15 protein-coding genes and 1 pseudogene are annotated in these 24590 nt (G+C 64.6%); 9 read left to right on the top strand and 7 right to left on the bottom strand.

Annotated elements, in window-relative coordinates; all coding sequences use genetic code 11:
• The first annotated feature begins 78 nt into the window (after positions 1 to 78).
• The 9 genes from X743_RS155685 to X743_RS155725 all read left to right on the top strand — a co-directional run bounded on the left by X743_RS155685 (position 79) and on the right by X743_RS155725 (position 13926).
• On the top strand, positions 79 to 1275 hold the full coding sequence (locus tag X743_RS155685; RefSeq protein WP_023765720.1) for an acyl-CoA dehydrogenase: 1197 nt from the start codon (positions 79 to 81) through the stop codon (positions 1273 to 1275).
• 109 nt (positions 1276 to 1384) lie between these two features.
• A complete protein-coding gene (locus tag X743_RS155690; protein ID WP_023765719.1) occupies positions 1385 to 4747 on the top strand; it encodes a transglutaminase family protein in 3363 nt (1120 codons plus the stop codon).
• Between the two features lie 6 nt (positions 4748 to 4753).
• Positions 4754 to 7165 (top strand): circularly permuted type 2 ATP-grasp protein, encoded by a 2412-nt coding sequence (locus X743_RS155695; protein WP_023765718.1) that lies wholly within the window; start codon positions 4754 to 4756, stop codon positions 7163 to 7165.
• 57 nt (positions 7166 to 7222) lie between these two features.
• Positions 7223 to 8107, top strand: a complete 885-nt coding sequence (locus X743_RS155700; protein WP_023765717.1) for a transglutaminase family protein — start codon at positions 7223 to 7225, stop codon at positions 8105 to 8107.
• A 146-nt stretch (positions 8108 to 8253) separates the two neighbouring features.
• Complete coding sequence (locus tag X743_RS155705) at positions 8254 to 9192, top strand: glycosyltransferase family A protein (protein WP_023765716.1); 939 nt, start codon at positions 8254 to 8256, stop codon at positions 9190 to 9192.
• Positions 9193 to 9388: 196 nt separating this feature from the next.
• Positions 9389 to 10480 carry a DNA topoisomerase IB gene (locus tag X743_RS155710; protein WP_023765715.1) on the top strand — a complete coding sequence of 364 codons (1092 nt, stop codon included), beginning with the start codon at positions 9389 to 9391 and terminating at the stop codon, positions 10478 to 10480.
• 106 nt (positions 10481 to 10586) lie between these two features.
• Positions 10587 to 10961, top strand: coding sequence for a YciI family protein (locus X743_RS155715; RefSeq protein ID WP_023765714.1), 375 nt, complete (start codon positions 10587 to 10589; stop codon positions 10959 to 10961).
• Complete coding sequence (locus X743_RS155720; protein WP_023765713.1) at positions 10958 to 12232, top strand: RNA polymerase sigma factor; 1275 nt, start codon at positions 10958 to 10960, stop codon at positions 12230 to 12232. Before X743_RS155715 ends, X743_RS155720 begins: the two co-directional genes overlap by 4 nt.
• 179 nt (positions 12233 to 12411) lie before the next feature.
• On the top strand, positions 12412 to 13926 hold the full coding sequence (locus tag X743_RS155725) for an aldehyde dehydrogenase family protein (RefSeq protein ID WP_023765712.1): 1515 nt from the start codon (positions 12412 to 12414) through the stop codon (positions 13924 to 13926).
• A gap of 114 nt (positions 13927 to 14040) precedes the next feature.
• Here the strand turns inward: X743_RS155725 and X743_RS155730 are convergent, their stop codons facing one another.
• From X743_RS155730 to X743_RS01000000168920, 7 genes and pseudogenes are all read right to left on the bottom strand, one after another.
• Positions 14041 to 14955, bottom strand: a complete 915-nt coding sequence (locus X743_RS155730) for a hypothetical protein (protein WP_023765711.1) — start codon at positions 14953 to 14955, stop codon at positions 14041 to 14043.
• A gap of 426 nt (positions 14956 to 15381) precedes the next feature.
• Complete coding sequence (locus X743_RS155735; RefSeq protein WP_023765710.1) at positions 15382 to 18222, bottom strand: nitrate reductase; 2841 nt, start codon at positions 18220 to 18222, stop codon at positions 15382 to 15384.
• Positions 18223 to 18224: 2 nt separating this feature from the next.
• Complete coding sequence (gene nirD, locus X743_RS155740; RefSeq protein ID WP_013893254.1) at positions 18225 to 18554, bottom strand: nitrite reductase small subunit NirD; 330 nt, start codon at positions 18552 to 18554, stop codon at positions 18225 to 18227.
• A 217-nt stretch (positions 18555 to 18771) separates the two neighbouring features.
• Positions 18772 to 21222 carry a nitrite reductase large subunit NirB gene (gene nirB, locus X743_RS155745; RefSeq protein WP_023765709.1) on the bottom strand — a complete coding sequence of 817 codons (2451 nt, stop codon included), beginning with the start codon at positions 21220 to 21222 and terminating at the stop codon, positions 18772 to 18774.
• A 4-nt stretch (positions 21223 to 21226) separates the two neighbouring features.
• Entirely contained in the window at positions 21227 to 22024 is a 798-nt protein-coding gene (locus X743_RS155750; RefSeq protein ID WP_013893256.1) for an ABC transporter ATP-binding protein, read from the bottom strand.
• A 10-nt stretch (positions 22025 to 22034) separates the two neighbouring features.
• The gene (gene ntrB, locus X743_RS155755; RefSeq protein ID WP_245264218.1) at positions 22035 to 22763 is read right to left on the bottom strand and encodes a nitrate ABC transporter permease; all 729 of its coding nucleotides are present in this window, start codon (positions 22761 to 22763) and stop codon (positions 22035 to 22037) included.
• Positions 22764 to 23031: 268 nt separating this feature from the next.
• Positions 23032 to 24353 (bottom strand): annotated as a pseudogene (locus X743_RS01000000168920) (CmpA/NrtA family ABC transporter substrate-binding protein).
• Between the last annotated feature and the right edge of the window lie 237 nt (positions 24354 to 24590).

Here is a 24590-nt window from a genome sequence, read left to right as displayed (position 1 = left end):
CGGTGAAGCAATTTCGTTTGATTTTTTTAGGCCACGGGCCGATAAGCCGGACTTCACCCGTTTGAGGATCAAGAAGCCATGGCCGCCGACAAGAATGCATTCGTCTGGGAAGACCCGTTCCTGATCGAGGGCCAGCTTTCGGACGACGAGCGCATGGTGCGGGACGGCGCGGCGGCCTTTGCCGCCGACAAGCTCGCGCCGCGCATCGAGGAGGCGTATCTCGAGGAAAGGACCGATGCCGGCATCTTCCGCGAGATGGGCGAGGCGGGTCTGCTCGGCATCACCATCCCAGAGGAATATGGCGGGCTCGGCGCCAACTATGTCACCTACGGGCTGGTCGCGCGGGAAGTCGAGCGCGTCGATTCTGGCTATCGTTCGATGATGTCGGTGCAGTCGTCGCTGGTGATGTATCCGATCCAGGCCTACGGCTCGGAGGCGCAGCGCAAGAAATACCTGCCGAAGCTGGCGTCGGGTGAATGGATCGGCTGCTTTGGCCTTACCGAGCCGGATGCCGGCTCGGACCCGGGCGGCATGAAGACGCGTGCCGAGAAGACCGCCAACGGTTACAAGCTCACCGGCTCCAAAATGTGGATTTCCAACGCGCCGATCGCAGACGTGTTCGTCGTCTGGGCGAAGTTGAAGGGTGACAACGGCAAGGACGAGATCCGCGGCTTCGTTCTGGAAAAGGGGATGAAGGGGCTGTCGGCGCCGAAGATCGGCGGCAAGCTGTCGCTGCGCGCGTCGATCACCGGCGAGGTGGTGATGGAAGGCGTCGAGGTCGGCGAGGACGCCTTGCTGCCCAACGCCAAGGGCCTCGGTGGCCCGTTCGGCTGCCTCAACCGGGCGCGCTACGGCATTTCCTGGGGCGCCATGGGCGCCGCCGAGGATTGCTGGCACCGGGCGCGCCAATACGGCCTCGACCGCAAGCAGTTCGGCAAGCCGCTCGCCGGCACGCAGCTATTCCAGAAGAAGCTCGCCGACATGCAGACCGAGATCGCGCTTGGCCTGCAGGGCTCGCTCAGGGTTGGGCGGCTAATGGATGAAGGCAAGATGGCGCCGGAGATGATCTCGATCGTAAAGCGCAACAATTGCGGCAAGGCGCTCGACATCGCTCGCCAGGCCCGCGACATGCACGGCGGCAACGGCATCCAGATCGGCTACCACGTCATGCGCCACGCGCAGAATTTGGAGACGGTCAACACCTACGAGGGCACGCATGACGTGCACGCGCTGATCCTCGGGCGGGCGCAGACGGGGATACAGGCGTTTTTCTGAGCGGCAACCGTTGCTTAAATTAGGTGCACCGCAACATCTCTGCTTGGAGAATGGCCGCCTGATGTGTCAGGGTCTAGCGTTCGTTTGAAACGCTGAATTCCGGGGCCCTATGGCAATTCTGGCAGCCGTCTATCACCTGACCCATTACAAATACGACCGGCCGGTGGTGCTCGGTCCTCAAATCATCAGGCTTCAGCCGGCGCCGCATTCCCGCACCAAGGTGCTGAGCCATTCGCTGAAGGTCGAGCCGGCGAACCACTTCGTCAACCTGCAGCAGGATCCCTACGGCAACTTCCTCGCCCGCTTCGTGTTTCCGGAACCGGTGACGGAGCTCAAGATCGAGGTCGATCTCGTCGCCGACATGACGGTCTACAATCCGTTCGATTTCTTCGTCGAGCCGTCGGCCGAGGCATTTCCGTTCGAATATCCGGAAGAGATCCGCGACGATCTCGCCATCTACCGCACACCGGAGCCGGCGGGACCGCTGCTCTCGGCCTTCCTGAAGACCATCGACCGCAGCGCGGAAAATACGGTCAATTTCCTCGTCGATCTCAATGCCAGGCTGCAGCGCGAGATCGTTTATATCGTGCGCATGGAGACCGGCGTGTTCTCGCCGGAGGAGACGCTGGCCGCGGCCAAGGGATCGTGCCGCGATTCGAGCTGGCTGCTGGTGCAGATCCTACGCAATCTCGGCATCGCCGCGCGCTTCGTTTCGGGCTATCTGATCCAACTGAAGCCGGATCTGGTGGCGCTTGATGGGCCGGCCGGCACCGCTGTCGATTTCACAGACCTGCACGCCTGGTGCGAAGTCTATCTTCCCGGCGCCGGCTGGATCGGCTTCGATCCGACCTCGGGTCTGCTCACCGGCGAGAGCCATGTGCCGTTGGCGGCAACGCCGCATTTCCGCAATGCGGCACCGATTTCCGGCATGGCGAGCTTCGCCAATGTCGAGTTCGGCTTCGAGATGCGGGTCGATCGCATCGCCGAGCATCCGCGCATCACCAAGCCGTTCTCCGACGAAAGCTGGCAGGCGCTCGACGCGCTCGGCAACAAGGTCGATGCCGCGCTGACGGCCGCGGACGTGCGGCTGACCATGGGCGGCGAACCGACCTTTGTGTCGATCGACGATTTTGAATCCGCCGAGTGGAACACCGCCGCCGTCGGGCCGACCAAGCGCGAAAAGGCCGATGCGCTGATCCGAAGGCTGCGCGAACGCTTCGCGCCTGGCGGCTTCCTGCATTATGGCCAGGGCAAATGGTATCCCGGCGAAACCCTGCCGCGCTGGACCTTTTCGCTCTACTGGCGCACCGACGGTCAGCCGGTATGGAGCGACCCGTCGCTGATCGCGCACGAAAAGAGCGCGGCCGACAATGTTGGCCCGCAGCAGGCGGGAAACCTGCTGACGGCGATCGCCGGTGAGCTTGGCATCGACACGTCCATGGTCAGCGAGGCCTATGAGGATCCGGCCGAGTGGCTGATCAAGGAAGGCAAGCTGCCAGAGAATGTCGATCCATCGAACTCCAAGCTGGAAGACCCGGAAGAACGCAGCCGCATGACAAAGGTGTTCGAGCGCGGGCTGACCAAGCCATCGGGCTACGTGCTGCCGGTGCAGCGGTGGAACAGCCAGGCCTCGGACCCTCGCTGGCGGTCCGAAAAATGGACGACGCGGCGCGGCCGGCTGTTCCTGGTGCCGGGCGATTCACCGGTCGGCTATCGGCTGCCGCTCGGCACGCTTCCTCACGTGCCGCCGGCGCAGTTCCCCTACATCGTGCCGGTCGATCCGTCGCTGCCGCGTGGACCGTTGCCGACGCGTGAAGCCATGCTGCCAGGGCCCGCGCCAGCCGAGCTTGAAGGCGCCGACGAGATGGCGCGGCGCCAGCAGGCTGCCTCATTTACCGCCGCGACCGGACAGCAGGACCGGGTCGAGCAGGAGATTACCGAGATCGGCGGCGCCGTGCGCACGGCGCTCTCCGTCGAGCCGCGCGATGGACGGCTATGCGTCTTCATGCCGCCGGTCGAGGCGCTGGAGGACTATCTCGAACTGGTTGCCGCCGCCGAGAATGCAGCTAAGGCCATAGGTCTTCCCGTGCATATAGAGGGCTATGGCCCGCCGCATGATCCGCGCCTCAACGTCATCCGCGTGGCACCCGATCCCGGCGTCATCGAGGTCAACATCCATCCGGCTGCCAATTGGCAGGACTGCGTGGCGACGACAACGGCGATCTACGAGGAGGCGCGGCTGACGCGGCTTGGCGCCGACAAGTTCATGATCGACGGCCGCCATACCGGCACCGGCGGCGGCAACCATGTGGTGGTCGGCGGCGCGACGCCCAATGACAGTCCGTTCCTGCGCCGGCCCGATCTGCTGAAGAGCCTGGTGCTGCAATGGCAGCGGCATCCCTCGCTGTCCTATCTGTTCTCCGGCCTGTTCATCGGACCGACCAGCCAGGCGCCGCGCTTCGATGAAGCGCGTCACGATTCGCTCTACGAACTCGAGATCGCCATGGCGCAGGTGCCGCATCCGGACACCGGCTCTGCACCTCTGCCGTGGCTGGTCGACCGGCTGTTCCGCAATTTGTTGACCGACGTCACCGGCAACACGCACCGCTCGGAAATCTGCATCGACAAGCTGTTTTCGCCGGACGGTCCGACAGGGCGTCTTGGGCTGGTCGAATTCCGCGGCTTCGAGATGCCGCCCAACGCGCGTATGTCGCTGGCACAGCAATTGCTGGTCAGGGCGATCATTGCTCGCGCGTGGAAAAACCCGCTCGACGGGCGCTTCGTGCGCTGGGGCACCTCGCTGCACGATCGCTTCATGCTGCCGCATCACGTCTGGGCGGATTTTCTCGATGTGCTGGACGACCTCAACCTCAATGGCTTCGAATTCCGTCCGGAATGGTTCGACGCCCAGCTCGAATTCCGCTTTCCCTTCTGCGGCGAGGTCCAGCATGCTGGCATCAAGCTGGAGCTGCGGCAGGCGCTGGAGCCGTGGCATGTGATGGGCGAGCAGGGTGCCATCGGCGGCACCGTGCGCTTCGTCGATTCCTCGGTCGAGCGGCTGCAGATCAAGACCGAGGGTCTCAACCCCGAGCGTCATGCGATCGTCTGCAATGGCCGCATCGTGCCGATGAAGGTTACCGACAACCGCGAGGTCGCGGTGGCGGGCGTCCGCTTCAAGGCCTGGCAGCCGGCCTCCGGCCTTCATCCGGCGTTGCCGGTCAACACGCCGCTGGTGTTCGACATCTATGACCGCTGGTCCGGCCGGGCGGTCGGCGGTTGCGTCTACCACGTCGCGCATCCCGGCGGGCGCAATTACGACACCTTCCCGGTCAACGGCAACGAGGCCGAGGCACGGCGGCTCGCCCGCTTCGAACCGCGCGGCCACACGCCATCGGGCTATGTGCTGCGCGAGGAACAACCGGCGGAAGATTTCCCGATGACCCTTGACCTTCGGCGGCCGGCAAGACTCTGATCAGCGATGGCAAAGGGGAATCACAGAAGGGTACGCGGCAAGCCGCAGACCCACAGCCTGCTGGAGCACTACCAGCCGATTGACGGCGTCGTCGACGAGATGGTCGATGCGTCGGGCAATCCCCGCCCGGTCTGGAAGCATTTCATCGAGGCGCTCGACGAACTCGGCGCCGAAAAGCTCGGCCAGCGCTTCGCTCGCGCCGACCAGTATCTGCGCGATGCCGGCGTCTACTACCGCGTCTATGACAAGGCCGGCGCCAATGAACGCGAATGGCCGCTGGCGCATGTGCCGCTGCTCATCGAAGACGCCGAATGGGCCGACATCAGCGCCGGCCTCGTCCAGCGCGCCGAGCTGTTCGAGGAAACCATCGCCGACATCTATGGGCCGAACCGGCTTGTCGAAAAGGGCATTCTGCCGGCGGGGCTGATTGCCGCCAGCCCGGAATATTTGCGGCCGGTGGTCGGCACCAGGCCGGCCGGCGGCCATTTCCTGCATTTCTGCGCCTTCGAGCTTGGCCGTGGACCAGACGGAAGGTGGTGGGTGCTGGGCGACCGCACGCAGGCGCCGTCCGGCGCCGGTTTCGCGCTGGAGAATCGCGTCGCCACCACGCGCGCGCTGTCCGACGTCTATGGCGAGATGCATGTGCATAGGCTGGCGGGCTTCTTCCGCCGCTTCCGCGATGCGCTGATCGGCATGGCCAAGGAAACCGACGGTCGTGTCGCCATCCTGACGCCGGGGCCGCTCAACGAAACCTATTACGAGCACGCGTATATCGCCCGCTACCTCGGCATCATGCTGCTCGAAGGCGAGGACCTGACCGTTTCCGGCGGCCGGCTGATGGTCCGCACCGTGTCGGGCCTGATGCCGATCAGCGTATTGTGGCGACGGCTCGATGCCGCTTTCGCCGATCCGCTGGAACTGAGATCGGATTCGCAGATCGGGACGCCGGGGCTGGTCGAGGCGATCCGCCAGGGTGCGGTTGCGACGGTCAATGCGCTGGGCTCGGGGCTGATGGAAACGCGGGCGCTGCTCGGCTTCCTGCCCAAGATCGCGCGCGAACTGCGCGGGGAGGAACTCAAGTTGCCCAGCGTGGCAACATGGTGGTGCGGGCAACAATCCGAACGGGCTCACGTGCTTGCCAATATCGACCGCATGGTGATCGGCCCGGCACTGTCGACAAGGCTTGCCTTCGAGGATGACGGCCAGACCAAGCTCGGCTCGGCGCTGTCGGCCGGAGAGCGGGCGGAGCTGGTGGCGCATATCGAACGCGAGGGCGGCGCCTTCGTCGGCCAGGAAGCGGTGACGCTTTCGACGACACCGGTCTATGTCGGCGGTTGGCTGGAGCCGCGGCCGGCGAGCCTGCGCGTCTATCTGGCGCGCACGCCCGAGGGCTGGACGGTGATGCCGGGCGGCTTTGCCCGCGTCGGCCTGTCGCTCGATCCGACGGCGATCGCCATGCAGCGCGGCGGCCAGGCGGCCGACGTCTGGGTGGTCAGCGACCAGCCGGTGGAGCGCGAGACGCTGCTGCCGCAGGAGGGCGACAGCTTCAGCCGCACAAGGCCAGGCAGCCTGCCCAGCCGCGCGGCGGAAAACCTGACCTGGCTCGGCCGCTACATCGAACGCTCGGAAGACACGGTGCGCATCCTGCGCGCCTATCATGTGCGGCTCGCCGAGACGTCCGATCCGGACATGCCGCTGCTGGCCGACATCAGGGATTATCTCGAACCGTTCGGCATCGACGTCGAAACGGCTATACCGTCGGGACTGATCGGCACGCTGGACAGCGCCGTCTACAGCGCGGGCCAGATACGCGACCGCTTCTCGCCGGATGGCTGGCTGGCGCTCAAGGACCTGTCGAAGACCATTCATCAGTTCGCAACGACGGTGGCGCCGGGTGATGACGCGACGCGGGCCATGACCGTCATCCTGCGCAAGCTCGCCGGCTTTTCCGGCCTGCTGCACGAGAACATGTACCGCTTCGCGGGCTGGCGCTTCCTCGAGATCGGCCGGCGGCTGGAGCGCGGCATCCAGATCGCCCGCACGCTCGCCCGGCTGACCAGCACCAAGGCGCCGGACGGGGCGCTCGACATGATGCTGGAGATCGGCGACAGCGTGATGACCCATCGCCGGCAATATCCGGTGCAGGCCGGCCGTCGCACGGTGATCGATCTTCTGGCGCTCGATCCGCTCAATCCGCGCTCTATCTTGTTCCAGCTCGAAAGGCTGAAGGCCGAGATCGGCCTGTTGCCCTCGGTTGGCGGCGAGGGGCATATGTCGCCGGCGGCCAAGGAGATCCTGCAGCTCAACACGGCCATCGCCATCAAGGAGCCGTCGGACATGACGGCAAAGGCTCTGGACGATCTCGCCAGCGAGATAGGCGGCCTCTACAGCAGCCTTTCGAAGGCCTATTTCGGCTAGGCCCCAGATCGCACGGTTTTGCGACAGGAACCCGGGCCAAGACAAGAAAAGTAGGGCATGCTTTACGACATCAGGCTTCATCTCCACTACGACTACGCAGCCGCCGCCGGCGGCGGCCGCCATCAGATCCGTGTTCTGCCGTCGACGATTTCCGGCGTGCAGCGCGTCATCGCGGCATCCCTGTCCTTTGCGCCGGCGCCCAATGAACGGTCGGATTTCTCTGACTTCTTCGGCAACAGTGTTACCTCGATCGCCTTTCGCGATGCGCATGACGCGCTCGACATCAGGATGAGCGCCCGCGTTTCGGTGTCGCGGCCCGAGCCGGGGCTCGATGTGTCGCCCGATATCGGCCGGCTCAGGCAGGAACTCGCCGCGGTGCGGTCGTTGGCGTCTGCCTCGCCGCATCACTTTCTGACTGCCAGCAGCCACGCGGGCATCGATGCGGCGATCACCGCCTATGCGCAGGACAGCGTCGGCAACTCGGCCGCCGGTACGGCGATGACCCTGTGCGAGCGCATCCATCGCGACTTCACCTATGATGGCGAGGCGACGACGGTGCGGACCCGGGCCAGCGATGCTTTCAAGCTGAAACGTGGGGTCTGCCAGGATTTTTCGCACATCATGATTGCCGGCTTGCGCGGGCTCGGCATTCCGGCCGGCTATGTCAGCGGCTTCCTGCGCACCATTCCGCCGAAGGGGAAGCCACGACTGGAAGGCGCCGATGCCATGCACGCCTGGGTCAAGGTGTGGTGCGGGCGCGACGCCGGCTGGCAGGAGTTCGACCCGACCAACGGCATGCGGGCCAGCAACGACCATATCACGGTCGGCTTCGGCCGCGATTATTCGGACGTGGCACCGATCGTCGGTGTGTTGAAGACCACCGGCGGGCAGGTCGGCGAGCAGGCTGTCGACGTCATTCCGGTCGCCCTCGAAAAGGCGTGAGGCGGACCGAAACAGGAGGCTCACCCTGTCGCTGCAAATGCGGTGGATGAAGCGGCTTCTCAAACATCGAAGGGGCCGCTATTCTATGTTCGTTTCGAGGGGACAATCATTATACTGCTAGAGCGCGCAGGCGCGGGATTTTGTAATTGAAAGCGGTCAGCGTCGTCATTCCTGCCCACAACGCGTCGGCTACCATTGGGACAACGTTGGCGTCGCTGCGAGGCGAGGCGGAGGTCATCGGCGAGGTCCTGCTGGTCGACGACGCATCGACGGACGACACGGCGGCGGTCGCACGGCAGGCGGCGGCACAACTGTCGCTGCCGCTACGCGTGTTGCCGGCCGACTGCCGCGATGCTGGTGGCGCCCGAAACGGGGCGCTGGCGCAGGCGCTCCATCCCTGGGTGTATCTGATCGACGCCGACGACCTGCATCTTCAAGGTGGATTGCGCGCGCTGCTGCGGCAGGCCCAGAGCCAGCCGAAAGCCGACATGATCGTAGGCGCCTACCGCCGACGCGTGAATGGCCAGGATCGGCAGATCAAGGTGCCGAACGGCTACCAGGACGCCTGCCTCGCAAACGCTTCGGCCTATGTCAAAGGCGATATACGTTCGGTGGCCGTGGGCAGCGTGCTGGCATCCCGGCGCCTGATCGGCGAAACACGGTTTCCGGTCAGCCTTGCCTATGACGAGGACACGCTGTTCTGGGCGCGGCTGATGAGCAAGGCGTCGCTGGCCATGATTCCGCAGCCCGTCATGGTCTATGAGGTTTCGCCGGCCCGTTCCGACGATCGTTTCGCGATCAACCCGGTGCGGCGCTTCCTGGAGTGGCGCCATGAATTGCGCAAACTCACCGATTGCAGCATCCCGGTCTCGGCGCTGAAGACCAGGGAGGGGCTTGTCGCCCTCAAGATCGCACGCGTCCACTATGCACGCGGCGACCTCGACACCGCCGCGCGCTTCCTGGCGGTAGCCGCGGCCGCGCCGAAGCGGCGGTCGGAAGCCTGGCGCTGCCTGCGCTACAGGCTGAAGCTCGCCGTACGGTGCCGTCTGTCGGCACCACGGATAGAGCTGCAAAGCGCCCTCTAGGTGTTTCTTTTGACGCAATTCCCAAAGGGAAAGCGCTGCGCTTTTCCGGGAAACCGTTTCATACTTTTCCTGGAATTGCTCTGGATACCCCGCATTTCGCCGGCCGACGGATGTCGGTTGCCATCGACTTTGCGGCCGGCGGTGGAACCAGCGGTCAGCCAACGGCTTATCTACGGATATTTGGCGTGGAGCGGTCATGCTGCAGAGATCCGGATTATCGCGCGGCACGTCGGCCGACAGCGGCGCTGTGCCGAAAAACGGGGCACAAACCTCGGCCGAACACGCCGCGCTGACCTATGTCAGCGATGCCGAGCCCGGTATTCGCCGGCTGAAGGCAGGCAAGGGATTTTACTACAAGGGACCTGACGGACGACCGGTCTCGAATGCCGCGAGGGCGCGTATCGAGGCGATCGTCATCCCGCCGGCCTGGACGGATGTCTGGATTTCGCCCGACGCGAACGGGCATATCCAGGCGACCGGAAGGGATCAGCGGGGGCGCAAGCAGTATCGCTATCATCCGCAATGGGCCGAAGAACGCGACAGCGCCAAATATTCGAGCCTCGTCGCCTTCGCCGAAAGCCTGCCGGAGCTGCGGCGCACCATAGACAGCGACCTGCGCCGTCACGGCCTGCCGTTCGAGCGTGTCGTTGCCGCTATCGTCTGGTTGCTCGACAACACGATGATCCGCGTCGGCAATGCCGCCTATGCCCGCGACAACAAGAGCTTCGGCCTGACGACGTTGCGAGACCGCCATGTCGACATCAAGGGATCGAGCCTGCGCTTTGCGTTCAAGGGCAAATCCGGCAAGGAATGGAAACTGAAGCTGGTCGACCGCCGCATCGCCGGCATCGTGCGCGGTGCGCAGGATCTGCCGGGCCAGAAGCTGTTCCAGTATCTCGACGAGGAGGGCAACAGGCGTCCGGTCCGCTCCGACGATGTCAACCGCTATATCAGGGGCGCTGCCGGCGATGCGTTCAGCTCGAAGCATTTCCGTACATGGGGCGGCACCATCCATGCCGCGTCGCTGTTTGCGCAGACGGAATTGCCCGAAAGCCAGGCACAGCAAAAGCGGGTGATGAACAGCGTCATCGACAAGGTGGCCGAGCGGTTGGGCAACACCCGTGCCGTCTGCCGAAAATGCTATATCCACCCGCGGGTCTTCGAAGCCTGGTCACAGGGGCGCCTACTTGCCGAAATGGCCGAAGCCAACAGGCGCAAGCGTTCCATCGACGGTCTCGACGAGGAGGAAGCGCTCGTGCTGAGATGGTTGAGGGCACATGAAGGTTGATTGCGGTTGCCAGCGGCGGCAAATCCAAAGCCGTCGGATTTTTTTATCGACGTCATGTCGGGATCGGCCTTACTGTTTCGTCCTTTGATACAGAAAAGGACCGCCCATGCTTTATGCCATCCTCTGCTATGCCTCCGAAGACGTCGTCTGCTCCTGGAGCAAGGAGCAGGACGACAAGGTCATGACCGATCTCCTCGACGTTCAGCAGAAATACGCCAATGCCGGCCGGCTCGGCCCGGTGGCGCGGCTTTTGCCGACGACGGCGGCGACGACGCTGCGGAAGGTCAAGGGCGAATCGGTCGTCATCGACGGGCCGTTCGCCGAGACCAAGGAACAGTTCCTCGGCTTCTACACGCTTGATTGCGCCGATCTCGACGAGGCGGTCGAATTCGCGCGCGAACTCTCCGAGGTCAACCCGAGCGGCGGTTCCTACGAGATCCGGCCGGTCTCCATTTTCAATCCCACCAAGGTTGCCGTATGACCGAACTTGCCTGGATCAGCTCCGCGATCGGCGCCGCCCGCCCGCAGGCGATGGGCGCGCTGCTGCGATATTTCCGCGATCTCGACACCGCGGAGGAAGCTTTCCAGGATGCCTGCCTCAGGGCGTTGAAGAACTGGCCGCAGAACGGGCCACCGCGCGACCCGGCGGCCTGGCTGATCTTCGTCGGCCGCAACAGCGGCATCGACGCGGTGCGCAAGCGCGCCAAGCAGGCGCCGATGCCGGAAGAGGACCAGATCTCCGATCTGGAGGATGCCGAAAGCGATATCGCCGAGCGGCTGGACGGCGCGCATTACCGCGACGACATCCTGCGGCTGCTGTTCATCTGCTGCCACCCTGATTTGCCCGCGACACAGCAGATCGCCGTCGCGCTGCGTATCGTCTCCGGTCTCACCGTCAAGCAGATCGCGCGCGCCTTCCTGGTCGGCGAAAGCGCCATGGAACAACGTATCACCCGCGCCAAGGCGCGCATCGCGGACGCCGGCGTGCCGTTCGAGACGCCGGGCGCGGTCGAGCGCTCGGAACGGCTGGCTGCGGTGGCGGCCATGGTCTACCTGATCTTCAACGAAGGCTATTCGACCAACAGCGGCGAGGCGCCGGCCCGTGCGCCGCTCTGCGAGGAGGCAATCCGGCTGGCTCGGCTGCTGCTCAGGCTGTTCCAGACCGAACCGGAGATCATGGGGCTGACAGCGCTGCTTTTGCTGCAGCATGCGCGGGCGCCGGCCCGTTTCGACCAAGACGGCGAGATCGTGCTGCTCGAGGACCAGGATCGCGGCCTGTGGAGCCGCAAGATGATCGATGAGGGGCTGGCGCTGGTCGACAAGGCGTTGCGCCATCGCAAGCCCGGTCCCTATCAGGTGCAAGCGGCAATCGCCGCCCTGCACGCCCGGGCTACGAAGGCCGAGGATACCGACTGGGTGGAAATCGACCTGCTTTACGGCCTGCTCGAACAGATGCAGCCATCGCCCGTGGTGACGCTCAACCGCGCGGTTGCGGTCTCCAAGGTGAGCGGCCCGGAAGCAGCCCTTGCCATGATCGAACCGCTGGAGCCGAGGCTTTCCGGCTATTTCCACTTCTTCGGACTCAAGGGCGGGCTGTTGATGCAGCTCGACCGCGGCGACGAGGCGCGCATCGCCTTCGACCGCGCCATCGCGCTTGCCAATACCGCGGCCGAAGCGGCCCATATCCGCATGCATATCGACCGCTTGATGAAGGACGGCGCCGTGCGCGCGCCGGCAAAAAAGGCCAACTAAGCTCCGTCTGCCTGGCTCAATCGTGCAGGTTGGGCTTGGACCATGCCGGGGTGGCGATTTCCCCCTGAAACGCGTAATGCCACGCCATGACTGTGCCCGAGATGCCAGCCGGCACGCGGGAACGTGGCGCGAAGCTCTGACCGAAGCCATCTGAGCGACGGGATCTGAAAGGGACAAAAATGACGATAGCGAAGGAAACGGCCGAACTTCTGGCGAAACTGGGTGTCGCCAAGGACGCGCTTGTTGGCGGCGACCTGATCGTGCGCAGCCCGGTGACGGGCGAGGAGATCGCGGCGCTGAAGACCATCTCGCCGACTGAGGCGGCCAAGACCATCGATGCCGCGCATAAGGCATTCCAATCCTGGCGGCTGGTTCCGGGTCCGAAGCGCGGCGAACTGGTGCGCCTGCTTGGCGAGGAACTGCGTGCGCATAAGGCCGAGCTCGGCCGGTTGGTGTCGATCGAGGTCGGCAAGATCCCGTCCGAGGGCCTCGGCGAAGTGCAGGAGATGATCGACATCTGCGATTTCGCCGTCGGTCTGTCCCGGCAATTGTACGGCCTGACCATCGCCACCGAGCGTCCAGGCCACCGGATGATGGAAACCTGGCATCCGCTTGGCGTCGTCGGCGTCATTTCGGCCTTCAACTTCCCGGTCGCGGTGTGGTCGTGGAACGCAGCGCTGGCGCTGGTCTGCGGCGACGCGGTGGTGTGGAAGCCGTCGGAGAAGACGCCGCTGACCGCACTTGCCTGCGAGGCGATCTTCAAACGCGCCGTCAAGCGCTTCGGCGCGGACGCGCCGCAGGGCCTAGCGCCGGTGCTGATCGGCGATCGGGCGGTCGGCGAGATCCTGGTCGACCATCCCAAGGTGCCGCTGGTTTCGGCCACCGGCTCGACCCGCATGGGCAGGGACGTCGGGCCGCGCCTGGCCAAGCGCTTCGCGCGCGCCGTGCTGGAGCTCGGCGGCAACAATGCCGGTATCGTCTGCCCGACGGCGGACCTCGACATGGCGCTGCGTGCGATTGCCTTTGGAGCGATGGGCACCGCTGGCCAGCGCTGCACGACGCTGCGGCGCCTGTTCGTGCATGACAGTGTCTATGACGCCCTGGTTCCACGTCTGAAGAAGGCATACGAAAGTGTGTCGGTCGGCAATCCGCTGGAGACCTCTTCGCTGGTCGGGCCGCTGATCGACAAGGCTGCCTTCGACAACATGCAGAAGGCTTTGGAGGAAGCGGTGTCGCATGGCGGCAAGGTGACCGGCGGCGCGCGGGTCGAGAACGGCCATCCGGACGCCTACTACGTGCACCCGGCGCTGGTCGAGATGCCGAAACAGGTCTCGCCGGTGACGGAAGAGACCTTCGCGCCGATCCTTTATGTGATGAAATATTCGGATTTCGAGACCGTGCTCGACGAGCACAACGCGGTTGGCGCCGGCCTGTCGTCGTCGATCTTCACCCGCGACCTGCAGGAATCCGAGCGTTTCCTCGGCGTCGACGGTTCGGACTGCGGCATCGCCAACGTCAATATCGGCACGTCGGGGGCCGAGATCGGCGGCGCGTTTGGCGGCGAAAAGGAAACCGGCGGCGGCCGCGAGAGCGGCTCCGATGCGTGGAAGGCCTATATGCGGCGCGCCACCAATACGGTGAACTATTCGAAGGCGCTGCCGCTTGCCCAGGGCGTCTCGTTCGACATCGATTGAGATCGCCGACCAAGGCCCGTGTCAGTGTGCTCGGCGAGCATCAATCGACACGGGCTTTGGCAAGGCGTTGGCGATGATGGCCAGCTTGACCGCGTCCCTCTCGCGCGGCGCCTCTCAGGTGCCGGCTTGCGATGGCGGGAAGCAAGCTTTGAAGGCATCGTCGACGACGGCCAACTTGGCGGCCTGGACGGTCATGTATTCCTCGTAGAATCCGTGTGATACCCACATCACCGAATGGCCTCGCTGGCCGAGCCAGCCGATGCTGCCGAGTTCCTCGGCGGTGCGCAGTTTGCGGCCGAGATGGGTCCGCGACAGCTTGAGCCATTTGGCGAAGTCGCCGATCGCAACCACGCTGGTCGGAATCCGCTCCAGGTCGGCATGGTCGGGATCGATGCCTGACATCAGCCAGTCCATGACGATGCCGCCATTGTTGAGCCAGATGAACAGGGAAAAGGTCCGGTTGGGTTCGCGCACCGGCTTCGAGGCAAGCAGGCCGTCAGCCACCAGAGGCTGCAGCGTGGCAAGCATGTCGGGCCGGTCCAGGTATCTGGCCAGCCGGTCGCCCCCATCGATATAGTCAAGCGTGCGTAGATGGGCGATCACCCAGCCGGTGAATCTCTCGATGGTGGCCGCCGTCGGTTGCAGGGGATGGGTGCGGCCATCCCCACCCGCCACATACTCGGCGATGTTGTAGTGCAGCATCTCCTTGATGAAGGCGTCCGCAGTGTTGCGGCTGGCTACCTCGTTCTTGTGCACGACCTCGATGAAGCGCGATACGGTCAGGTCCTTGCGGCGGTCGTTCGGGTCGCGCCTGAAGTGCATGGCCAGGCCGACATGACCCAACAGCCAGCGCTGCTGCGTGGCAAAAATGGACGCCAGCCGTGGGCTCTCCTCATAGATTCGGATCAGCGCCTTCGACTGTTCTTGAACGTAGCGGTGCAGGGCCGGATGTCGGGCTATGTCTTCCAGATTCAGCGCTGGTCTCCTGATGCTTGAATCAAACTCGCATGGCGAAGTTACGTTTCCCATTTTCCAGTCTTCAACACTTGTGTCCAGACGTACCAATTGCGGAGAACTGGGCCAACCAAGGCATGGAGCTACGGCGATGGGTCATGATCCAGTCCGCTAACTGATTGCTAGGGCTTGGAAAAGCCCTTCCAATAATAGTCAGCCGAACGGCCGCCCGTTTAATTGACCTTCATGAGGGACAGGCTTGGTTTCCGCGTCATTCCGAGCGGCGGGGCACGCCTTTCGGACATGAGTGCAGACCAGCCATGGTTTGACGAGCGATAAGACATCGCCTGGCGGCGAAGCTTTGTCGCGTTCCAACTCCGAAAAGTGACTGAGTGGATTATCGAAAGAAGATCGTGATTGGCAAAAATGCCGGCGACCTGCTTGTCTTTGGCGGGCCGCCGGCGCGTGGAACATGGCTGATCCGGTCGCGCTGGACGCAGCTCATTCGGCGGCCTGGACGCGGTTGGCCAGGATGATGGCGCGGATCTCGGACCGGCAGGAGCCGCAATTGGTGCCGGCCTTCAGCGCATCGCCGATGGCTTCGACGGTCGTGCAGCCGGCCGCCGCGGCCGTCACGATCTGGTTGACGCCGACGCTGAAGCAGGAGCAGACGGTCGCGCCGGCATCGGGCCGTTCGGCGCCGGCACGACCGGCGACGATGCGGAAGCGTTCGCGCTGGCCGGCGTGGGATGTTTCCAGCTGTTCAGCCGCCCAGCCGCGCGACACCGCGACCGGACCGGGCGCGACGAACAAGGCGCCGGCGAGGCGCTCGCCATCGAAAGCGGCAATGCGATGCTGGCCGGCCTCGCGGTCGTGATAGGCAAGCATTTCTGCTCGCGGCTCCACACCAAACAGTGACCGGGCAAAGCCCGTCCAATCGACCTCGGCCTCGGCGAAAGCAAGCTCGACCCGCCACCCACCCTTGCAGCGGGCTGCCGCCCAATAGGGTGCGGCAATTGCCTGGGGATGTTGCCGCGTCACCGCGAAACCAAAGGCCCTGGCCGCAAATTTCTCGATATGGGCCGCGACGTGTTTCAGCGCCGGCTGGCCTGAGATTGGATCGGTGAGCGGCGCGGCAAGCGTGTCGAGCCGCCCTTTGGCGGCGAACTGATCGGTCCAGTGCATCGGCGCGAACAGGCTGCCACGGCGCTGGCGGGCCGTGATCAGCGCACGCGCGAATACTTCGCCGCGCGGGGTGGAGATGCGCACGATGTCGGCATCGCCAATGCCATGGTGTTCTGCATCCGCCGGATGGATTTCGACGAAGGGCTCGGCGATGTGCTGGGACAGACGTGGGCTTTTGCCGGTGCGCGTCATCGTGTGCCAATGGTCGCGGATCCGGCCTGTGTTGAGGACGAGCCGGAAGTCAGGTGTGGTGCGGATTTCCGTGGTGGCGCGGATGGCGATGAAGCGCGCCTTGCGGTCGGGGGTGTAGAAATTGCCGTTGGCGAAGAAGCGGGTGTTGGAGGGGCCAGGTCCAGCTTGAACACCCCCCTCTGTCCTGCCGGACATCTCCCCCGCAAGGGGGGAGATTGGCAACTTTGACGCCGGCAGATTTCCTGCGTCGCTGGTGATTGGCGAAGGCCGTGACGATAGCTGATCTCCCCCCTTGCGGGGGAGATGGCCGGCAGGCCAGAGGGGGGTGCCTGGGCTCGGCGCCGGCCACTGGAACGGAGCCAAGTCCTCGTAGGCCTTTGCATCAATCGAACCAAAGGCACCAATATCGAAATCCCGCGCGCCTTCATTTTCGAACCCAGACAGCGCGGCATGCTCGCCGAAAACCGCCGCCGGCGTCTCATGCGCAAACGCCTCGCCAAATCCCATCCGACGCGCCACCTCGGCGATGATCCACCAGTCGGGCCGCGTCTCGCCGGGCAGGCTGAGAAACGCGCGCTGGCGCGAGATGCGGCGCTCGGAATTGGTGACAGTGCCGTCCTTCTCGCCCCAGGCGGCGGCGGGCAGCCGGACATGGGCATGGCGGACGGTGTCCGTGCTGGCCAGCACGTCGGAGACCACGACGAACGGGCAAGCCTTGATCGCGGCCTCGACGGCATCGGCGTCCGGCATCGAATCGACCGGGTTGGTGGCCATGATCCACAGCGCCTTGACGCGCCCGTCGGCCACGCCTTGAAACATCTCGACCGCCTTCAGGCCAGGCTTTTGCGCGACATCAGGTGCATTCCAGAAGCGCCGCACGCGGTCACGATGCTCAGGGCTCTCGATCTCCATATGGGCGGCGAGCATGTTGGCCATGCCGCCGACCTCGCGGCCGCCCATGGCGTTGGGCTGGCCGGTCACCGAAAATGGTCCGGCGCCCGGCCTGCCTATGCGGCCGGTGGCGAGATGACAGTTGATGATGGCGTTGACCTTGTCGGTGCCTGCGGACGACTGGTTCACGCCCTGGCTGTAGACGGTGACCGTCTTCGCGGTCGCGGCAAACAGGCTGTAGAAACGGACAAGCTCTTCTTCGCCGAGGCCCGTCGTTGCGGCAATGCCCGCCAGATCGAGCGCCGAGGCGGCGAAAAGCGCTTGTCCGAAGCCGGTGGTGTGCGCGGTGATATAGGCGCGGTCCAGCGCATTGTGCTGGCCGAGCCAGGCGAGCAGACCGGTGAACAAGGCGACGTCGCCGTCCGGCGCGATCGCCAGGTGCATGTCGGCAATGTCCGATGTCATGGTGCGGCGCGGGTCGACCAGCACGATCTTCATGTCCGGCCGCCTTTCGCGGGCCGCGGCGATGCGCTGGTAGAGGACGGGATGGCACCAGGCGAGGTTGGAGCCGACCAACACGATCAGGTCGGCAAGCTCGAGATCCTCGTAGTTCCCTGGCACCGTGTCGGAGCCGAAGGCGCGGCGGTGGCCGGCGACCGACGAGGCCATGCAGAGACGCGAATTGGTGTCGATGTTGGCCGAGCCGACAAAACCCTTCATCAGCTTGTTGGCGAGATAATAGTCCTCGGTCAGCAACTGGCCGGAAACGTAGAAGGCGACCGCATCCGGTCCGTGCTCGGCGATGGTTTGCGAGAAGGTCGAGGCGACAAGGTCGAGCGCCTCGTCCCAGCCGGCCCGGCGGCCGTGGATTTCGGGATGAAGCAGCCTGCCCTCGAGGTCGATGGTTTCGGCCAAAGCCGAACCTTTCGAACAGAGCCTGCCGAAATTCGCGGGATGGTCGGGGTCGCCGCGGACGGACACTTGCCCGTCCGCGGCAACCTTCGCCAGCACGCCGCAGCCCACCCCGCAATAGGGGCAGGTGGTCCTCACCTCGCGCGCTGCGTCAATTTCCATGTTCAGGCCGCACGGCTGGCCAGCGCTTCCAGCGCGATGAACAGATGTTCGCCTTCCCGTTTCACCGGGATGGTGCGCACCGCGCCCTCGTCGGCGCCGAGCGCCTTGCCAGTCTCCAACGAGATCACCCAATTGTGCAGGGGGCAGGTCACCGCCGCGCCATGGACGATGCCCTGGCTAAGCGGCCCGCCTTTGTGCGGGCAGTGGTCATCGATGGCATAGACCTGATCGTCGGCGGTGCGGAAGACAGCGACCTTGCCCTCAGGCGTGGCGACGCAACGCGCGCCACGGCGCGGAATGTCGGAAAGGGTGCCTATTGCGATCCAGTTCATGTGGGCACCCGTGTCTCTCTTTGATAGAAATGCGCCCAGGCACCCCCCTCTGTCCTGCCGGACATCTCCCCCGCAAGGGGGGAGATTGGCAGCTTCGACGGTGGCATCCAGCTGCCGGCTTTGGAGATTGGCGAAAACCGAAACGACATCCGATCTCCCCACTTGAGGGGGAGATGGCCGGCAGGCCAGAGGGGGGCGCCTCGCGCAAACATCTCCATCACTCCGCCGCCTCGGCAAACCCGACCGAAGCCATCGGCCGGAATTCGTGCTTGTCCTTGCCCGAAACGCGCTCCGACCACGGATCGACCTGGGCGAATTTCTGGCTGAAGACGAAGCGGTCGTAGTAGGCCTTGCGCTTGTCCGTATCGTCCATGATCTGGCGCTTGATCTCGGGGATGCCGATGCGCTTGGCCCATTTGTAGATGCGTTCGAGATAGCGGCCCTGCTCGCGGTACATCTGCGTCAGCGCCACGATATGCTGCAGCGCCTCGTCTTCCGTCTTCACAAGGCCGAGCACTTCGGTGCCCTTGATGTCGAGGCCGGCGGCCCCGGCGAAATGGATCTCGTAGCCACTGTCGACGCAGATGACGCCGACATCCTTGCAGGTCGCCTCGGCGCAGTTCCTCGGGCAGCCCGACACCGCCATCTTGACCTTGGCCGGGGTCCACGAGCCCCACATGAATTTCTCGATGCGGATGCCGAGGCCGGTCGAATCCTGCGTGCCGAAGCGGCACCAGTCGGAACCCACACAGGTCTTCACCGTGCGCAGGCCCTTGGCGTAGGCGTGGCCCGAGACGAAGCCGGCCTGGCCGAGATCGGCCCACACCGCCGGCAGGTCTTCCTTGCGGATACCCAGCATGTCGATGCGCTGGCCGCCAGTGACCTTGACCATCGGGATCTCGAACTTGTCGACGACATCGGCGATGGCGCGCAGCTCGGCCGCATTGGTGACGCCGCCCCACATGCGCGGCACCACCGAATAGGTGCCGTCCTTCTGGATGTTGGCGTGGACGCGCTCGTTGATGAAACGCGATTGATAGTCGTCGGCGTACTCGTCCGGCCAATCGCAGACGAGGTAGTAGTTGAGCGCCGGCCGGCATTTGGCGCAGCCGCAGGAGGTCTTCCACTCCAGTTCCTGCATGACGGCGGGAATGGTCTTCAGCCCCTTGGCCTTGATCAGCCGGCGCACCTCGTCATGGCCGAGCGTGGTGCAGCCGCACATGGGCTGCACGGCGGCCGGGTTGTAGTTGTCGCCGATGGTCAGCACCATCAGTTTCTCGACAAGCCCGGTGCAGGACCCGCAGGAGGCCGAGGCCTTGGTGTGGGCCCTGACGTCGTCGAGCGAGGTCAGGCCCTTGGCCGTGATCGCGCTGGTGATCTTGCCCTTGCAGACGCCGTTGCAGCCGCAGATTTCCGCATCATCCGGCAAGGCTGCAACGGCCGCCATAGGGTCCAGCGGGGCACCCCCCTGGTAGGACTGGCCGAAGATCAACGTATCGCGCATTTGCGATATGTCGGTCTGTTTCTTCTTGAGGTCGTTGAACCAGGCGCCGTCCGCCGTCTCGCCATAAAGCACGGTGCCGATGATGCGGTCGTCCTTGAGCACCAGCCGCTTGTAGACGCCGGCGGCGGCGTCGCGCAGCACGATCTCCTGGCGATCCTCGCCTTCGGCGAAATCGCCGAGCGAGAACAGGTCAATGCCGGTGACCTTGAGCTTGGTTGGCGTGTCCATGTGGATGAAGGCGGCAGCCTCGTCGCCGGCGAGTTGGCTCGCGGCAACGCGTGCCATCTCATAGAGCGGCGCCACCAGCCCATAGACCATGCCGTTGACCTCGGCGCATTCACCGAGCGCGAAGATGTCGGGGTCGTTGCTGCGCATGCCGGCGTCGACGACGATGCCGCGATTGACGGCAATGCCCGCCTCTTTGGCCAGCGCCGCATTGGGCCGGATGCCGACCGCCATCACCACCAAAGTCGCCGGGATGACTGTGCCGTCGGCAAGTTCGACCTGCTCCACCTTGCCGTTGCCCGTGATCGCCTGTGTGTTGGCCTTGGTGATGACCTTGATGCCGCGTTCTTCGACCGCGCGCTGCAGGAGATAGCCGGCGGCCGGATCGAGCTGGCGCTCCATCAGCGTCGGCATGACGTGCAGCACGGTGACGTCCATGCCTTGAGCGCTCAGGCCGGCCGCGGCCTCGAGCCCCAGCAGGCCGCCGCCGATGACCACGGCCTTGGACCTGGACTGGGCGGCAAGCATCATCGCCTGGACGTCGTCGAGATCGCGATAGGTGAGCACGCCGGGCAGATTGTGGCCCGGCACCGGGATGATGAACGGCACCGAGCCGGTGGCGATGACCAGCTTGTCGTAGGGTTCGGTGACGCCGTGGTCCGAGGTGACGGTCTTGGCCGTCCGGTCGATGGCGACGATCTTGTGGCCCTTGTACAGCGTGATGTCGTTGGCGATGTACCAGCCATCGCCGTGGATGATGATTTCCTCATACGCCTTTTCGCCGGACAGCACCGGCGACAGCATGATGCGGTCGTAGTTCACCCTGGGCTCGGCGTTGAAGATGGTGACTTGGTAGCGGCCCGGGGCCTGCTCCAACAGGTGCTCCAGCATGCGCCCAGGGGCCATGCCGTTGCCGATGATGACGAGTTTTTCGGTCATTGGTCTACTCCGCGGCTTCGACGAAGCGGTGGCGTTCGTAGAGGAATTTCAGCACCGCCTCGCGGCAGCGCAGGAAAGTGCGGTCCGAGGCGAGTTCGATGCGCCGGCGCGGACGGGCCAGCGGCACGGGAAGCACCTCGCCGATGGTCGCGGCCGGGCCGTTGGTCATCATGACGATGCGGTCGGAGAGCAGCACCGCCTCATCGACATCATGGGTGATCATGATCGTCGTCGAGCCGAGCCTGGAATGGATGTCCATCACCGCGTCCTGCAGATGGGCGCGGGTCAACGCGTCGAGCGCGCCGAAAGGCTCATCGAGCAGCAGGATCTTCGGCTCCATGGCCAGCGCGCGCGCGATGCCGACGCGCTGCTTCATGCCGCCCGAGATTTCCGCCGGCCGCTTGTCCCTTGCATGCGCCATCTGCACGAGATCGAGATTGCGCATGATCCAGTCATGCCGCTCGGCCTTGCTCTTGGAACGGCCAAAGACTTTCGACACCGCCAGGTTGATGTTCTCGTAGACCGTCAGCCATGGCAAAAGACTGTGGTTCTGGAACACCACGGCGCGCTCGGGTCCGGGGCTGTCGACCTCCTTGTTCTCGAGCAGCACGGCGCCAGCGGACACCGTGGTCAGCCCGGCGATCAGGTTGAGCAAGGTCGACTTGCCACAGCCGGAGTGACCGATGATGGAGACGAATTCGCCCTTGTCGATGGTCAGCCGGATGTCCTTCAGGACCTCGCTGACCTGGCCGCCGCGGGCGAAGGATTTGTCGATATGGTCGAGTTTCAGATAGGCGGTCATCACGCTCTCCTCACTTTGCCGTCGTGCCGCGGGTGACGAAGACGCCGACCGCGGCGACCAGGCGGTCGAGGCAGAAGCCGGTGACGCCGATATAGGCGAGCGCGACGATGATGTCGGGCAGCCGCGACGAGTTCCACGCGTCCCAGATGAAGAAGCCGATGCCGACGCCGCCGGTAAGCATTTCGGCGGCGACGATGGCGAGCCACGACAGGCCGATGCCGATCCTGAGGCCGGTGAAGATGTAGGGTGCCGCGGCCGGCACCATGATCTTGATGAAGAATTCGAGCGGGTTGAGCCGCAGGATGCGGGCGACGTTGCGGTAATCCTGGGGGATGTTGCGCACGCCGACGGCGGTGTTGATGATGATCGGCCAGATCGAGGTGATGAAGATGACGAACAGCGCCGACGGGCTGGAATCGCGAAACGCGGCCAGCGACAGCGGCAGCCAGGCGAGCGGCGGCACGGTGCGCAGGATCTGGAACACCGGATCGAGGCCGCGCATCGCCCAGATCGACTGGCCGACCAGCGCGCCAAGTGCAACGCCGACGACCGCCGCCATGCCGAAGCCGATGGCAACACGCTGCAGCGAGATCAGCACCCGCCAAGCCAGCCCGATATCCTGCGGGCCGTTGTCGAAGAACGGATGCGCGATGAGGTCGTAGGCCTCGTTCCACACTTGGCTGGGTGGCGGCAGGCTTGATGTCGGCGACGAGCAGGCGATTTGCCAGACGACGAGCATCAAAGCGATGACGACGACCGGCGGCACCAGCGTGCTCGCCAGCTTTCCGGCGATCGCGACCGGATCGAAGCGGCGTCGAGCCTTGACGGTGAAGGCGATGACTTCGGCCGGTTTGGCTGGAAAGGCCTTCACCTTGGTGTCCTCGATCGTCTGGATAGACATGTCTGGGAAAAACTCCGTGGGCAGATGGTAAGGGCCGGCGGCGACGGCGCGAACGGCGCCGTTTGTGCTGGGGACGACAAACGGCGCAACGCGCCGTTTGCGAAGGTCAGGCCGAAGCCTTGATCTTGAGGCTGTCGAGATAGGCGGACGGGTTGGCCGGATCGAAGACCTTGCCGTCGAAGAAGGTCTCGACACCGCGCGAGGAGGATGCCGGGATGTCGGCAGCGGCAATGCNATGCCGAGCTCCTTGGCCGCCTCGCGCCACAGATCCTCGCGGTTGACCTGGTCGACCAGCGCCTTGATGTCGGTGGTCGGCGCGAACTTGCCCCAGCGTATGTTCTCGGCGAGGAACCAGCTGTCATGGCTCTTGAAGGGATAGGAGACGCCGCCCTTCCAGAACTTCATGTAGAGATCGGTGCCGGTGGCGACGCGGCCATTGCCGTAGTTGATGTCGCCCTTGAGGCGGCCGATGATGTCGGCGACCGGCACGTTCATCCATTGCCGTTTGCCGATGATGGCGGCCATTTCGTCCTTGTTCTGCGTGGCCTCGCACCATTGCTGGGCTTCCATGACGGCCATCAGGATCGCCTTGGTGGCGTTCGGGTACTTTTCGATGAACTCGGCGCGCAGGCCGAGCGCCTTTTCCGGATGGCCCTTCCACAACTCGCCAGTCGTGGCGGCGGTGAAGCCGACGCCCTGGTGGACGAGCTGCTCGTTCCACGGCTCGCCGACGCAGAACACGTCCATGTTGCCGACCTTCATGTTGGCCACCATCTGCGGCGGCGGCACGACGATGGTCGAGACGTCCTTGTCGGGATCGATGCCGCCGGCGGCCAGCCAATAGCGCAGCCACAAATCGTGGGTGCCGCCCGGGAAGGTCATGGCGGCCTTGATGTCCTTGCCGGCCGCTTTCTTGGCCGCGAAAACGTCCTTGAGCTTCGAGGCATCGAGGCCGACGCCGGTTGCCGCATATTCCTGTGCGACCGAAATGCCCTGGCTGTCGTAGTTGAGCCGCGCCACGATCGCCATCGGCATCGGCTGGTTGTTCTGCGTCACCTTGCCGGTGTGCATGAGATAGGGCAGCGGCGTCAGTATATGGGCTCCGTCGATGCCGTTGGCGGCGCCGCCGAGCATCAGATTGTCGCGCGTCGCGCCCCACGAGGCCTGTTTCAGCACCTCGACATCGGGCATGCCGAATTTCGCGAACAGCCCCTTCTCCTTGGCGACCATCAGCGGTGCGGCATCGGTCAGCGCGATGAAGCCGAGCTTGGCGCCAGTGACTTCCGGAGCGGAGGTAGCGGCATGGGCGCCGGACGGAAAGAGTTTGCGGGCGGCGATGAACAGGCCGGCTGTCATCGCACTGCTGACCAGAAAATCACGACGGGTCACATCCCCGAGCGATGTGCCGGTGCCGATTAATTTCTTCATTGTCTTCTTCATCGTCGTCTCCGGTTGAACGCGATCCGCGCCGTCGATTGACCCAAAAACAAAAAAGCCGCCGGCCAGGTCGTCGCGTCCGGGAATCGGATCGCGTCTTGACCTGAGCGGCAGCTTTGCCTGTGGCGCCCGCCATTGGACGCCTGTTCCGTGACCCGCGAAGGGCCTGGTTATTTCAAAGCAGGAACCGTGCCAGTTTGAGGGTGAGGGAAAAATATCAATGAAATC

It is taken from the genome of Mesorhizobium sp. LNHC232B00 (genome assembly GCF_000502435.1).
Taxonomy (GTDB): domain Bacteria; phylum Pseudomonadota; class Alphaproteobacteria; order Rhizobiales; family Rhizobiaceae; genus Mesorhizobium; species Mesorhizobium opportunistum.
The sequence above is the reverse complement of the archived record's forward strand: the minus strand, read 5'-3'. Positions and strand labels throughout refer to the sequence as shown.